The organism is Burkholderia sp. 4M9327F10 (assembly GCF_005503145.1).
Classification (GTDB): Bacteria; Pseudomonadota; Gammaproteobacteria; order Burkholderiales; family Burkholderiaceae; genus Paraburkholderia.
This window is the reverse complement of record NZ_SCNV01000028.1, coordinates 45,469-58,397: the sequence shown is the minus strand read 5'-3', so window position 1 is coordinate 58,397 and position 12,929 is coordinate 45,469. Positions and strand designations below refer to the sequence as shown.

The 12,929-nt window shown below is 63.0% G+C and carries 14 protein-coding genes; 8 read left to right on the top strand and 6 right to left on the bottom strand.

The window, feature by feature from the left end; all coding sequences use genetic code 11:
- Positions 1-33 precede the first annotated feature (33 nt).
- From recA to FFS45_RS23410, 8 genes are all read left to right on the top strand, one after another.
- Entirely contained in the window at positions 34-1,104 is a 1,071-nt protein-coding gene (gene recA / locus FFS45_RS23445; protein WP_137957016.1) for a recombinase RecA, read from the top strand.
- 7 nt (positions 1,105-1,111) lie between these two features.
- Positions 1,112-1,879: a recombination regulator RecX gene (recX, locus tag FFS45_RS23440; protein ID WP_249362900.1), complete on the top strand. Its 768-nt coding sequence runs from the start codon at positions 1,112-1,114 to the stop codon at positions 1,877-1,879.
- Positions 1,880-2,050: 171 nt separating this feature from the next.
- A complete protein-coding gene (locus tag FFS45_RS23435) occupies positions 2,051-2,791 on the top strand; it encodes a DUF2889 domain-containing protein (protein ID WP_137957060.1) in 741 nt (246 codons plus the stop codon).
- Entirely contained in the window at positions 2,788-3,957 is a 1,170-nt protein-coding gene (gene sucC / locus FFS45_RS23430) for an ADP-forming succinate--CoA ligase subunit beta (RefSeq protein ID WP_074263440.1), read from the top strand. Before FFS45_RS23435 ends, sucC begins: the two co-directional genes overlap by 4 nt.
- Positions 3,958-4,079: 122 nt before the next feature.
- Complete coding sequence (gene sucD / locus FFS45_RS23425; RefSeq protein WP_137957014.1) at positions 4,080-4,961, top strand: succinate--CoA ligase subunit alpha; 882 nt, start codon at positions 4,080-4,082, stop codon at positions 4,959-4,961.
- Positions 4,962-5,108: 147 nt separating this feature from the next.
- On the top strand, positions 5,109-5,834 hold the full coding sequence (locus FFS45_RS23420) for a TerC family protein (protein ID WP_137957013.1): 726 nt from the start codon (positions 5,109-5,111) through the stop codon (positions 5,832-5,834).
- 138 nt (positions 5,835-5,972) lie between these two features.
- Entirely contained in the window at positions 5,973-6,620 is a 648-nt protein-coding gene (locus FFS45_RS23415; RefSeq protein ID WP_137957012.1) for a pilin, read from the top strand.
- Positions 6,621-6,783: 163 nt separating this feature from the next.
- Positions 6,784-8,568: a Wzy polymerase domain-containing protein gene (locus FFS45_RS23410; RefSeq protein WP_137957011.1), complete on the top strand. Its 1,785-nt coding sequence runs from the start codon at positions 6,784-6,786 to the stop codon at positions 8,566-8,568.
- A 96-nt stretch (positions 8,569-8,664) separates the two neighbouring features.
- Here the strand turns inward: FFS45_RS23410 and moaC are convergent, their stop codons facing one another.
- The 6 genes from moaC to FFS45_RS23380 all read right to left on the bottom strand — a co-directional run bounded on the left by moaC (position 8,665) and on the right by FFS45_RS23380 (position 12,868).
- Complete coding sequence (gene moaC / locus FFS45_RS23405) at positions 8,665-9,141, bottom strand: cyclic pyranopterin monophosphate synthase MoaC (RefSeq protein WP_137957010.1); 477 nt, start codon at positions 9,139-9,141, stop codon at positions 8,665-8,667.
- 37 nt (positions 9,142-9,178) lie between these two features.
- Entirely contained in the window at positions 9,179-9,766 is a 588-nt protein-coding gene (locus FFS45_RS23400; protein ID WP_137957009.1) for a DUF2946 family protein, read from the bottom strand.
- Complete coding sequence (locus FFS45_RS23395; RefSeq protein WP_137957008.1) at positions 9,759-10,808, bottom strand: hydrolase; 1,050 nt, start codon at positions 10,806-10,808, stop codon at positions 9,759-9,761. The genes FFS45_RS23400 and FFS45_RS23395 overlap by 8 nt, the downstream gene beginning before the upstream one ends.
- A gap of 33 nt (positions 10,809-10,841) precedes the next feature.
- Positions 10,842-11,288 carry a nuclear transport factor 2 family protein gene (locus FFS45_RS23390; RefSeq protein ID WP_137957007.1) on the bottom strand — a complete coding sequence of 149 codons (447 nt, stop codon included), beginning with the start codon at positions 11,286-11,288 and terminating at the stop codon, positions 10,842-10,844.
- Between the two features lie 193 nt (positions 11,289-11,481).
- Complete coding sequence (waaF, locus tag FFS45_RS23385; protein ID WP_137957006.1) at positions 11,482-12,507, bottom strand: lipopolysaccharide heptosyltransferase II; 1,026 nt, start codon at positions 12,505-12,507, stop codon at positions 11,482-11,484.
- Positions 12,508-12,673: 166 nt separating this feature from the next.
- Positions 12,674-12,868 (bottom strand): zinc-finger domain-containing protein, encoded by a 195-nt coding sequence (locus FFS45_RS23380; protein ID WP_090685111.1) that lies wholly within the window; start codon positions 12,866-12,868, stop codon positions 12,674-12,676.
- Positions 12,869-12,929 lie beyond the last annotated feature (61 nt).

Sequence of the window (12,929 nt, the reverse complement as noted above, 5' to 3'; positions counted from 1 at the left end):
TCAGACGCCGTTCATCATAGCAAAGGACGATTCATGGAAGAAAGCAAGAAAGGCTCGGCTGGACTGACGGCTGAAAAGAGCAAGGCCCTCGCTGCCGCGCTCGCACAGATCGAAAAGCAGTTCGGCAAAGGGTCGGTCATGCGGCTCGGCGCAGGCGAGGCAGTCGAAGACATTCAGGTGGTCTCAACGGGATCGCTTGGCCTCGACATCGCGCTTGGCGTCGGCGGTTTGCCGCGTGGCCGTGTGGTTGAAATCTACGGACCGGAATCGTCGGGTAAAACCACGCTGACGCTGCAAGTCATCGCCGAAATGCAGAAGCTCGGCGGCACGGCAGCGTTTATCGACGCGGAACACGCGCTGGACATCCAGTACGCGGGCAAGCTTGGCGTGAACGTCTCTGATCTGCTGGTTTCGCAACCGGACACGGGTGAACAGGCGCTGGAAATTGCCGACGCACTGGTGCGCTCGGGCTCGATCGACATGATCGTGATCGACTCGGTTGCGGCACTCGTGCCGAAGGCCGAAATCGAAGGCGAAATGGGCGACTCGCTGCCGGGTCTGCAAGCACGTCTGATGTCGCAGGCGCTGCGCAAGCTCACCGGCACGATCAAGCGCACCAACTGCCTCGTCATCTTCATCAACCAGATCCGTATGAAGATCGGCGTGATGTTCGGCAACCCGGAAACCACCACCGGCGGTAATGCACTCAAGTTCTACGCATCCGTGCGTCTGGACATCCGCCGTATCGGCTCGATCAAGAAGAATGACGAAGTGATCGGCAACGAAACGCGCGTGAAGGTCGTCAAGAACAAGGTGTCGCCGCCGTTCCGTGAAGCGATTTTCGACATCCTGTATGGCGAAGGCATTTCGCGTCAGGGCGAAGTCATCGACCTGGGCGTGGCAGCGAAGATCGTCGACAAGGCCGGTGCCTGGTACAGCTACAACGGCGAGCGCATTGGTCAAGGTAAAGACAATGCGCGCGAATTCCTGCGCGAAAATCCCGAGATCGCCCGCGAAATCGAGAACCGCATCCGTGAATCGCTGGGCGTGAATGCGATGGCGGAAGCTGCCGCAGGCGCTGAAGTCGCGGACGAAGAGGAGTAATCGTCGCGTGATACGCAAGGGCCGGCCTGTATCCAATGCAGGACATGATGCGGACGGCCCGCGTGACGGTGATTCATTCGGTCCGCGCGGTCCACGTGGTTCGTTTAACCCGGCTGACCCGGCTGACGCTTTCGACCCGTTCGAGTCTTTCGACGCGCACGATCAGGCTTCCGGCCGCGCGCCTTCAGCGCAGCGCGGCTCGGTGCCTTCTGCACGAGGCGACGCCAATACTTCGCCCGCAGAAACCACCTACACCCGCTCGCGCCGAGCACCCGGAGAAGCGCGTTCGGACCAGGACCGGGCCGCCGAGAAATCCAAAGGCCCTGTCCGCTCGCTAAAAGGCCGTGCACTCGGCTACCTCTCCCGCCGCGAATACAGCCGCGCCGAACTCTCGCGCAAGCTGATGCCCTTCGTCGAAGAGACGGACTCTCTAGAAGCTTTGCTCGATTCGCTCGAAAGCGAAGGCTGGCTCTCAGATTCGCGCTTCGCGGAGAGCCTGATTCACCGCCGGGCGTCGCGCCTTGGCGCGAACCGTATCGTCGGCGAACTGAAGCGTCATGCGGTTGGCCAGACGCTGATCGAAGAGGCGAGCGCGCAACTGCGCGAAACCGAACTGGCGCGCGCCCAGGCTATCTGGCGCAAAAAGTACGGCCAGCTTCCGGAAACACCGGCCGAGCGTGCGCGGCAAGCGCGCTTCCTTGCGGCACGGGGTTTTTCCGGCGCAACCATCGGCAAGATCCTCAAGGGCATCGACGACGAGTGGGCCGGCGACTGACGCGACAGGCGTCAGACTGACGCCGCTCAATACCCCGCAACACCGTGCAACCCCACGCGACACTGGGCCGCTTCCGCCCGCACTGGATTGGTGCTATGCACAATCGGCGCTGTCCCAAATATCCAGTATGCTAAAATTCAATGGTTTTCCAATTCGGCCTTTTCCTTCCGCATGCCGCTTCCCCCGCCAGTTTCCCGTCAGTTGCGCCATCGTCGCGCAATTCGTGCGGAAGCCTATGAGCGTGAGGACGGCCTGTGGGACATAGAGGCGTGCCTAACCGACCAAAAGCCACGTGATGTGGTGCTTGCGTCGGGCGTCCGGCCCAACGGTCAGCCGATCCATGAACTCTGGCTCCGCATTACGATCGATCGCAAGCTCAACGTTGTCGACGCGCAAGCGTCGTCCGACTGGGTGCCCTATCCCGGTCAGTGCGAAGCCACCAATCCCGCCTATCGTGCCCTCATCGGGCTCAATCTGTTCAACAATTTCCGTCGCGAAACCGCCCGTTTGCTCAGCGGCACGGCAGGTTGCACGCATCTCACCGAGTTGTGCGCTTTCCTTCCTACGGCCGCCATTCAGGCGTTCGCCGGCGAAGTGTGGAATACCAATGGCGGCAAACCGCCGTACGAAGCGGATTCAGGGAACGCTTCACCTCAAGCCTCAGACGAGCACTCAAACGACAAGCCGCCATTCCAGCTGGGTCGCTGCCACGCGCTGCGATTCGACGGCGAGGCGGTGCGACAGTTTTATCCGCGCTGGTATGGCCGCGAGCCGCGTTCAGCGGAGCGCGCGGAAGCAGCAAGCGAACAAACCCGCCAGGCCGCCGGCAACGGCGCTGGCATGTCCCGTTTGAACGACAGCAGCGGAAACGAAGTTCAATCCAACTCTCAGACTGAAGGGAATCACGCATGAAGATTCACGAGTACCAGGGTAAGGAAATCCTGCGGAAATTCGGCGTCGCGGTACCGCGCGGCAAGCCGGTCTTCTCGGTGGATGATGCGGTCAAGGCCGCTGAAGAGCTGGGCGGCCCGGTATGGGTCGTGAAGGCTCAGATCCACGCGGGTGGCCGTGGCAAGGGTGGCGGCGTGAAGGTCGCAAAGTCGCTGGAACAGGTTCGTGAATACTCGAACCAGATCCTCGGCATGCAGCTCGTCACGCACCAGACCGGTCCGGAAGGCCAGAAGGTGAACCGCCTGCTGATCGAAGAAGGCGCTGACATCAAGAAGGAACTGTATGTCGGCCTCGTGATCGATCGCGTCTCGCAGAAGGTCGTCGTGATGGCTTCGAGCGAAGGCGGCATGGACGTCGAAGAAGTCGCGGAAAAGACGCCTGAGCTGATCCACAAGATCGCCGTCGACCCGTCGACCGGTCTGAAGGACGCCGAAGCGGACGAACTCGCCACGAAGATCGGCGTGCCCGCTGCTTCGCTGCCGCAAGCTCGCGCGATCCTGCAAGGCCTGTACAAGGCATTCTGGGAAACGGACGCATCGCTGGCCGAAATCAACCCGCTGATCCTGACGGGCGACGGCAAGGTGATCGCACTGGACGCCAAGTTCAACTTCGATTCGAACGCGCTGTTCCGTCATCCGGAAATCGTCGCTTACCGCGATCTGGACGAAGAAGATCCGGCTGAAGTCGAGGCGTCGAAGTTCGACCTCGCGTACATCTCGCTCGACGGCAACATCGGCTGCCTCGTGAACGGCGCAGGCCTCGCCATGGCAACGATGGACACCATCAAGCTGTTCGGCGGCGAACCGGCGAACTTCCTCGACGTGGGCGGTGGCGCCACGACCGAGAAGGTCACGGAAGCGTTCAAGATCATGCTGAAGAACCCGAATCTGACGGCCATTCTGGTCAACATTTTCGGCGGCATCATGCGCTGCGACGTGATCGCGGAAGGCGTGATCGCTGCGTCGAAGGCTGTCTCGCTGAAGGTGCCGCTCGTGGTCCGCATGAAGGGCACGAACGAAGACCTGGGCAAGAAGATGCTGGCGGAATCCGGCCTGCCGATCATTGCGGCAGACAGCATGGAAGAAGCTGCTCAGAAGGTCGTCGCGGCCGCTGCGGGCAAGGCGTAAGCCAGGCCGGGCGTTTGCCAGAGTTAACCAGGATTACGAATGGCGGCGCGTGAGCGACGCGGGCGGCGAACATCCCGCCCGTCGGCGCAACAGCGTGACGCCAAACGAACAGAGGTCAATACATGTCGATTCTGATCAACAAAGACACGAAGGTCATCACGCAGGGCATCACCGGCAAGACCGGTCAGTTCCACACGCGCGCCTGCCGTGAATATGCAAACGGCCGCGAAGCGTATGTCGCGGGCGTGAACCCGAAGAAGGCCGGCGAAGATTTCGAAGGCATTCCTATCTACGCAAGCGTCGCGGAAGCGAAGGCTGAAACGGGCGCAACCGTTTCGGTCATCTACGTTCCGCCCGCAGGCGCAGCAGCAGCAATCTGGGAAGCCGTCGAGGCGGACCTGGATCTCGCGATCTGTATCACGGAAGGCATTCCTGTCCGTGACATGATCGAGCTGAAGGCTCGCATGCGTGCGAAGAACAGCAAGACGCTGCTGCTCGGACCGAACTGCCCGGGCACGATCACGCCGGACGAACTGAAGATCGGCATCATGCCGGGTCACATCCACCGCAAGGGCCGCATCGGCGTCGTGTCGCGTTCGGGCACGCTGACGTATGAAGCAGTTGGCCAGTTGACGGCGATCGGCCTCGGCCAGTCGTCGGCAGTCGGCATTGGCGGCGACCCGATCAACGGTCTGAAGCACATCGACGTGATGAAGATGTTCAACGACGATCCGGATACGGACGCCGTCATCATGATCGGCGAAATCGGTGGTCCGGACGAAGCCAACGCGGCTCACTGGATCAAGGACAACATGAAGAAGCCGGTGGTTGGCTTCATCGCGGGTGTCACGGCTCCGGCCGGCAAGCGCATGGGTCACGCTGGCGCGCTGATCTCGGGCGGTGCCGATACGGCTGAAGCGAAGCTGGAAATCATGGATGCATGCGGTATCAAGGTCACGAAGAACCCGTCGGAAATGGCGCGTCTTCTGAAGGCGATGCTGTAAATCGAAATAAGCCGGCTAGCCCGGCTTATTTTTGATACTCTTACGAAACCCTTTCGTAAGAACGCAGTCCTAAAGCGAGGGAGCGAGCCATTGCTCCCTCGCTTTTTTGTTGCCTGTGCGATCCCGCTTCCATCTATTCTTCTGTCCATGCTCGAGTTTTTCGCCACGCTCCACTGGGGCGCCGTTATCCAGATTATCGTGATCGACATCCTGCTGGGTGGCGATAACGCGGTGGTGATCGCGCTCGCCTGCCGCAACCTGCCGCCCGCGCAGCGGGTCAAAGGCGTGATGTGGGGTACGGCCGGGGCGATCCTGCTGCGTGTCGCGTTGATTGCGTTCGCGGTGGTGCTGCTCGACGTGCCGTTGCTGAAATTCACCGGCGGCCTGCTGTTGCTGTGGATCGGTGTGCGCCTGATGGCGCCCGCGCATGACGTGCACGAAAACATCAAACCCGCCGACAAACTGATGGCTGCAATCAAGACCATCATCGTCGCCGACGCGGTGATGAGTCTCGACAACGTGATCGCCATTGCCGGCGCGGCCGAAGCGGCTGATCCGGAGCATCGCCTCGCGCTGGTGATCTTCGGCCTGGTGGTGAGCATCCCGCTGATCGTGTGGGGCAGCCAACTGGTGCTGAAGCTGCTGGACCGTTTCCCCATCGTGATCACGCTTGGCGCGGCGCTGCTTGGCTGGATTGCAGGCGGCCTCATCATCAACGACCCGGCGGGCGATCGTTGGCCGATCCTGGACGCACCGGCGGCCGAGTACGGCATGAGCATCGCGGGCGCGTTGTTCGTGGTGATCCTCGGTTATGTGCTCAAGCGCCGTAATGCCGGGCGGGCCGCGGCCCAGTTGCCACCCGGCTCGCATTAAGGGTGTACGCCTCTGCAAAGGGGCGGCGGGTGCGACGTTAGCCATCCGGCTGACTGTTTAGGACCCGCGCGGCTGGCTACGATCAAAGCGCCTGTCCCGATTCGCGGAGCAGGCGTTTTTCGTTTCAGGAGCCTGCCGATGACCGTTACTTTTCCCACTTCTGCTTTCCGTTGCGTGCTGTTGCGGCGCGACGACCCCGCTGCCGGCGCGCCGGTTTGCCAACCCGGCGGCCAATGGTCCGCACGAATTGAACGAATCGCGCGGGCGAGCCGCAGGCTCGGCTTCACGCTGATCGAACTGATGATCGTGCTCGCCATCGTCGGGGTGATCGCCGCCTATGCGATTCCCGCTTACCAGGACTATCTGGCGCGCAGCCGGGTGGGTGAGGGGCTTTCGCTGGCGGCGTCGGCGCGTCTCGCGGTGGCGGAAAACGCCGCCAGCGGCAGCGCGTTCGGCGGCGGCTATGCCCCGCCTACTGCCACCCGGAACATCGAGTCGGTACACGTGGACGACGATACCGGGCAGATTACCGTCGCCTTCACCACGCGGGTGGCGCCGGCCGGCTCCAACACGCTGGTGCTGGTACCCTCGGTGCCCGATAACGCCGATACGCCAACTGCGCGCATCGCCCTCGTCAAGGGCTCTGCACAACCGGGGACGGTGACATGGGAGTGCTTCGCCGGCGGCAAGAGCGCTTCGTCTTTGCCCGCCCCAGGCGCAGGACCGTTGCCTGCGGATGCGCCTACTTTGCCGTCCAATCTTGCACCGCCTGAATGCCGGACCTGAGGCTGAGGCGGATGGAAGGATGCAGCTTTGAGGAAACTTCGGGACAACATCGGAGCAATTTAGGGGCAACTTCGCGCTAACTTCAGGATATTTAAAGCCGTCCGGCGCACAGGGGGAGGATTTTTTTGTATAGTGCGCCGGTTGCTGACGCCCCTGGTTCCTCATGCCCACCCCATTCGCGCGCTATTTATCTCTCGTATTGCTGGCTTGTGCGTTGATTCTGCCTTACGCAGTAACCGCCCATACCTATCCGATTCCGACCTTTTACGCGGAATTCACCACGCTGGTCCTTTACGTGGTGACCAGCGCGGCCGTAGTTCTGCTGGTCTGGTCCGAGCGGCAGCAAATTACGTTCGCTTCGCCCACGGTAGCGCTCGTGCCGCTTCTGTTCGGGCTGCTGCTGATCTTGCAGACGCTTGTGCTCCCGGTTGCGCAGCCGTCGATGAACTGGCTCGGCGCCGGCTATCTGCTGGCGGCGTTCATGGCCACCCACACCGGCTATGCATTCAGCCGCGCCAAGATGGACGAGACGGTGCTGCGCTGGGCTGCGACGGCGTTGATCGTCGGCGGCCTGTTTGCGGTCTTTTGCCAGGTGATTCAGGTGTTTCATCTGGAGACCAAGGTCAGGCCGTTCGTCGTGGCGTACAACATCACGGTGGATCGTCGGCCGTTCGGCAATATGGCGCAGGCCAATCACCTCGCGACCTATATTGCCTTCGCCATGGCTGGGGCTCTGTTTCTCGTGCAGACGCGGCGTCTGCCGGTGATCGTGTGGGCGCTGCTGTCAGTGGTTTTCTCGACCGGGCTGGCGCTGACCGTCTCGCGCGGCCCGTGGCTGCAGATGGGCGTGATCGTGGTGGCCGGTTTCTGGATGGCGTTTGCCGAAATGCGGCGCAACCCGGTTCTGCGCCGCAGTAACCGCGAATGGCTGATCCCGGTGGCGCTGGGCGTGTTGTTCTTTGTGGTCAACGCGCTGGTCCGCTGGGCCAACGTGCACTATCAGCTCGATCTCGCCGAGTCCGCCGCGGACCGCTTCAAGGACGCCGGCCAGATCGCACCGCGTCTGGCGCTCTGGAAGTACGGCTGGACCATGTTCAAGACTCACCCGTTGCTAGGCGTGGGCTGGGGTGAGTTTCCGCGCTACCAGTTCGACTTCGTGCGGATGCTGGGCGGGGTCGAAATCGCCAACAATTCGCACGATATCTTCCTTGATCTATTGGGCAAGACGGGTCTGATCGGTCTTGCGATCGTGCTGCTCGGTCTGGTGGCGTGGCTCGTTCGCGTGGTCCGTGCGCCCCATACCGCGGCGCGCGTGTTTGGTATTGCGCTGATCGGCGTGCTGGCGATGCACGCGCTGGTCGAGTATCCGCAGCAGTACATGTTCTTTCTGCTGCCCGCGATGTTCGTGTTCGGCCTGCTGGAAACGCGCTCGCTGCGGGTGGTGTCGAGCCGTGCGTCGTTTAACGTGTATGTGTTTGTCGTGTTCGGCGGCCTCGCGGCGCTCTATCCGGTCTATCGCGACTACAACCGCTCCGAGGTGCTGTACTACGGCTCGAGTCCTGCCGAGCAGTACGGCAACGATCCGTCGTTCCTGTTCCAGGCGTGGGGCGAATACGGCATGGCTACGCTGTTGCCGATGAACGCCATGGATCTGGATCACAAGCTCGCCATGCACAAGCAGGCGCTCGCGCTGCTGCCGGGTGAAACGGTGTTGCGGCGTTATGCGGTGCTGCAGGCGCTGAGCGGCGACACCAACGCCGCGTTCGATACCGTCGCACGACTGAAGATTTTTGCGGAAGAGCTGAAGGACTGGCCGTCGCAACAGGGCTATCTGTACGAGCTGTGCGACGAGCAGAAGAGCCTCGCGGGCTTTAAGGCGGAGCTGGTGAAGAAGTACGGCATGCCGCCGAAAGACATCAATCAGGATGATGACGATAGCGACGACTGATTGAGGTCGTCGCCAGCAGGCGGACTAAGCGGGGATCAAGCGCTGATCAAGCGGGGATTAGCGGAGCAGAGGGGCGGTAAAGCGCAGCAGCAGCGCTTACGCCGCCACCCAATCCCCCGACTTTCCGCCGTGCTTCTCCAGCACCTTCACATCGGTGATCGTCATGCCGCGATCCACCGCCTTGCACATGTCGTACACGGTCAGCAGTCCCACCTGTACGGCGGTCAGCGCCTCCATCTCCACGCCTGTGCGCCCCAGCGTCTCCACCTGAACCGTGCAATGCACGCCCGGCAGCGTCTCGTCGAGCTCGAAATCCACTTTGACGCGGGTGAGCGCAAGCGGATGGCACAGCGGAATCAGATCGGCGGTACGCTTGGCGCCCTGAATCGCGGCAATCCGCGCGATTCCGATCACATCGCCTTTCTTGGCGTTGCCGTCGCGGATCAGCGCAAACGTCTGCGGCAGCATGCGGATCGAGCCGCGTGCGATGGCGATGCGTTTGGTTTCCTGCTTGGCGCCGACGTCAACCATATGCGCCTGGCCGGCGGCGTCGAAGTGAGTGAGTTCAGGCATGGCGGTGCTCCTTCCGAGGGCGCTTATCATAGCAGCGCTAAGCCGCCGCGCCGCCTTTTGCGGCCAGCGCGGGACTGGCTACAAAGCCAAAGCGTGCCGCCACCTCGGCATGCGACACCGGCTGCAACGGCAGTGTTACCCCGGCGCGCCAGTGGAATTGCCCGCTGCGGCCGTCGTCAGCCACGTCGGCATGGGCTGAAAACAGATCGAGATCATGGTCGTGCAGCACGGCGATACGCGCAGGCGTCGACGTGTCCGCGAACAGCACACCGCCTTCGTCGTCGAGATAAGCCGTGGATGGCTCGAACCTATTGCCCGCCTGATCGGTCAGCGCAAGCTCGTCGCCGTCAGCCGCCAGCCGCACCACCCAGGGCGTATAGCCCAGCTCCACATACACCCGCTGCGGCCCATTCTGGAAAAACCACTGCCCGCCGGCGTCCGCCTCGTAGTTCCGGTTGATAAAAGCGAGCAGCGCTGCATGGCGGATTGGTTCGCCCGGTGCGCCGCGCGCCTGGGCCTCGTCGTCGCGCATGCGCCAGTTGCCGCGCCGGTCGAGCAGCAGCCAGCCGGTGCAATGCGGCACGTTGGGCCACTTGGCGAGCGCCTGGCGGACGATCTCATCCATGGTCGACGAATGGGTTGAGGTAGTTGAAAACGCGTTGCGACAGCCAGTCGATGCGGCCCGGAAACGGCCCCGTCATGAAGCCGACATGGCCGCCATGCTGCGGCTGGTCCAGCTCGATTGCCGCCGATACTTCATGCCGCCCCGGCAGCACCGTGCCAGGCAGGAACGGATCGTTGCGTGCGTTGAGCACCAGCGTGGGCACCGTGATCTCCGGCAGCAGCGGCCGGGTGGTCGCGCGGGTCCAGTAGTCGTCGGTATCGCGAAAGCCGTGCAGCGGTGCGGTGACGACATTGTCAAATTCATACATGTTGCGGCTCGCCAGCATCGCGTTGACGTCGAACAGGCCCGGATACTGTTCGAGCTTTTGCGTCGCCTTGATTTTCAGCGTCTTCAGGAAGTTGCGCGTGTACACCTTGCCGAAGCCCTGCGAGAGCGCCCGGCCGCCGGCATGGACGTCGAGCGGAGCGGAGATTGCGGCGGCCGCGGCGATAATCGAGGCGTCTTCGCGCCGCTCGCCCAGCCAGCGCAGCAGCACATTGCCGCCCAGCGACACGCCTGCCGCAACAATCGGCCCGCGATGCGCGGCGTGCAGGCGCCGCAGCACCCAGTCCACTTCGGCGCTATCGGCCAGATGATAAAAGCGCGGCAGCAGGTTCAGCGGTCCGCTGCAGCTGCGAAAGTGCGGCACGACGCCGTGCCAGCCGAGCTCGCGCGCGCTCGCCATCAGCGTGCGGGCATAGTGGGAGGCGGAACTGCCTTCGAGGCCGTGAAACAGCACGAAGAGCGGCGCGTCGGCAGAGGGCTGTTCGCCGCCCGCCTCGTGCACCAGCCAGTCGAGTTCGATGAAATCGCCATCGGGTGTGTCCCAGCGCTCGCGCCGGTAACTCACCGCCGGCAGGCGGGCAAACAGCGCGGGAATGATGGTCTGGGCATGGCTGTTCGGCAGCCACAGCGGCGCGCGATAGAACATTTCGACGCTCGCCTCACCGGCCGCCGGGCGGGCGGTTGGGGGACGAAAGCTCTTGTTGTGCGTCGTGCTCATACCGGCAACCAAAAAAACGGAAAACGTGCTGCGTCAGTGCAAAGGCCCCTGACCATGACGCATTTTGGCAGCAAACTGGGTTGCCGCTTCGTTCGGCATCGCACTTGCGTGAATATGTGCGATCTTCCATTCGCCGCGCTCGTGGACCATCACATAAGTGGTGAAGACCATGGTGGGTGCGGCTTTTGGGTCGGCAGGCCGGTGCGCTTCCGCAATCGCGTACACCACCGTGCCAAGACTGTCGTACACGCGGATGTCCACCGGTTCGATCGAAACCGGTGCAAGTTCAAGCTGGATGGCGAGGCCCGCGCGAATGCTGTCGAGACCGTGCAGGTGCGAGCCGTCGGCACAGATGCAACTGGCGAACTCCTCGTCGATCCACAGGCTCATCAGGCTGTCGATATTGACCTCCGCCACCGCCTGGTAATAGGCGTTGAGGGTATCGGCAGCGGCTTCGAAGATGTGGGCAAAACGTGGCATGGCTCGTCAGTCTCTTGTGCGCTGTATGCGCGCAGTTGCAGGGCAGCAGTTAACGGGACAACGCGGGACAACGCGGGAAAACCCAAGGACAACGCACGACAACCCGGAGCAACCGCGAGAATGCCCGCGCTGCAAGGCGCGGGCGTGACGCCGCGTGGCGGGTTTGCAACGCGGCGTGCGGTTGCCGGGCGCTTCAGCGTTGCACGAGCAGCATGCCGCGCAGGTCGCCGAACACCTGTTCGGCGCTCAGTTGCCGCAAGCAGTTCAGGTGACCGAGCGGACACTCCCGCTCAAAACAGGGACTGCATTCGAGATGCAACCATTGTACCTTCGCAAGCTCGGACAATGGCGGCGTGTGGCGCGGATCGGTCGAGCCGTACACGGCCACGAGCGGCCGGCGCAGCGCGGCCGCCACGTGCATCAGGCCGGAATCGTTGGTGACCACGGCATTGGCGCGCGAGATCAGGGCGCAGGCTTCGCCCAATGCGGTCTGGCCGCACAGGTTGCGCACGTTCGGCGCACGTTCGGCAATCGCCTGGGCGAGCGGCGCGTCTTTCGGCGAACCGAGCGCGACAATCTGCGTATACGGGAACGACTGGCCGACGATTTGCGCCAGCGCCGCGAAATGCTCGGGCGGCCAGCGCTTGGCCGGGCCGTACTCGGCGCCGGGGCAGAACACCAGCAGCGGCACCCGCGTGTCCAGGTTAAAACGCGCCGACACGCGCGACGCTTCGTTCAGGTCCGTGTCGAGCCGCGGCATCGGCAGGTCGTCGGGCACTTTCGCGCCGGGCTTGTAGGCGAGCGCCGCGTAATGGCCGAGCATGGGCGGCCGGGCATCCTTGCGCGGATTCGCATGGCGTACGTTTAGCAGGCCGTAGCGGCTTTCGCCGGTATAGCCGATGCGCAGCGGAATACCCGCCATCCACGGAATCAGCGCTGATTTCAGCGAATTCGGCAGCACATAGGCCGCGTCGTAGCCGACCTCGCGAAGGTCGCTCGAAAGCTGCCAGCGGCGCAGCATCTGCAGCTTGCCGTGCGCGAGATCCGTCGCATAGACGTCGCGGATTTCGGGCATGCGCTCCAGCACGGGCGCGACCCACGTGGGCGCAACCGCGTCGATCGCGATGCGCGGATGCAGTTTGACGAGGCGCGAGAACAAAGGCTGCGCCATCAATGCGTCACCGATCCAGTTCGGTGCGATAACCAACGCGCGACGCATCAGGGTGGGTTTCCGGTGTCGAAAGAACGCGCCGCACGCATCGGCGTGCGGCGTTCAGGTTTTAAAAGGGAAGCGGCCACATGCCCGCGCGCGGCGCCGGTACAGATGGCGCCGCGCCCAGCATGCGGCCGGATGGTGGTGGGCGTGCCCAGCCGGAGAGCGGCTTTCAGTGGCCTCTGACCACTTCGCCGTCACGCAGCTTGTAGCGCGTGCCGCAGTACGGGCAGCGCGCTTCGCCGTGCGTGACGTCGATAAACACGCGCGGATGGGCGCTCCAGCGTGCCATCGACGGGTTCGGACAGTAGGCGGGCAGGTCTTTTGCCGACAGTTCGACCAGCGGCATTTCCTTGATTTCGCTCATGGGGCTTTCTCTGTGGAGACAGGGCGCGGGCGCGCCACGTGGGCGGCCCGCTTTAATTTCA

Excerpts from the sequence above, each read along its gene's own strand:
- recA (WP_137957016.1), top strand. The coding sequence starts at position 34 with ATGGAAGAAAGCAAGAAAGGCTCGGCTGGACTGACGGCTGAAAAGAGC.
- FFS45_RS23435 (WP_137957060.1), top strand. The coding sequence starts at position 2,051 with ATGCCGCTTCCCCCGCCAGTTTCCCGTCAGTTGCGCCATCGTCGCGCA.
- sucC (WP_074263440.1), top strand. The coding sequence starts at position 2,788 with ATGAAGATTCACGAGTACCAGGGTAAGGAAATCCTGCGGAAATTCGGC.
- sucD (WP_137957014.1), top strand. The coding sequence starts at position 4,080 with ATGTCGATTCTGATCAACAAAGACACGAAGGTCATCACGCAGGGCATC.
- FFS45_RS23420 (WP_137957013.1), top strand. The coding sequence starts at position 5,109 with ATGCTCGAGTTTTTCGCCACGCTCCACTGGGGCGCCGTTATCCAGATT.
- FFS45_RS23415 (WP_137957012.1), top strand. The coding sequence starts at position 5,973 with ATGACCGTTACTTTTCCCACTTCTGCTTTCCGTTGCGTGCTGTTGCGG.
- FFS45_RS23410 (WP_137957011.1), top strand. The coding sequence starts at position 6,784 with ATGCCCACCCCATTCGCGCGCTATTTATCTCTCGTATTGCTGGCTTGT.
- moaC (WP_137957010.1), bottom strand. The coding sequence starts at position 9,141 with ATGCCTGAACTCACTCACTTCGACGCCGCCGGCCAGGCGCATATGGTT.
- FFS45_RS23400 (WP_137957009.1), bottom strand. The coding sequence starts at position 9,766 with ATGGATGAGATCGTCCGCCAGGCGCTCGCCAAGTGGCCCAACGTGCCG.
- FFS45_RS23395 (WP_137957008.1), bottom strand. The coding sequence starts at position 10,808 with ATGAGCACGACGCACAACAAGAGCTTTCGTCCCCCAACCGCCCGCCCG.
- FFS45_RS23390 (WP_137957007.1), bottom strand. The coding sequence starts at position 11,288 with ATGCCACGTTTTGCCCACATCTTCGAAGCCGCTGCCGATACCCTCAAC.
- waaF (WP_137957006.1), bottom strand. The coding sequence starts at position 12,507 with ATGCGTCGCGCGTTGGTTATCGCACCGAACTGGATCGGTGACGCATTG.
- FFS45_RS23380 (WP_090685111.1), bottom strand. The coding sequence starts at position 12,868 with ATGAGCGAAATCAAGGAAATGCCGCTGGTCGAACTGTCGGCAAAAGAC.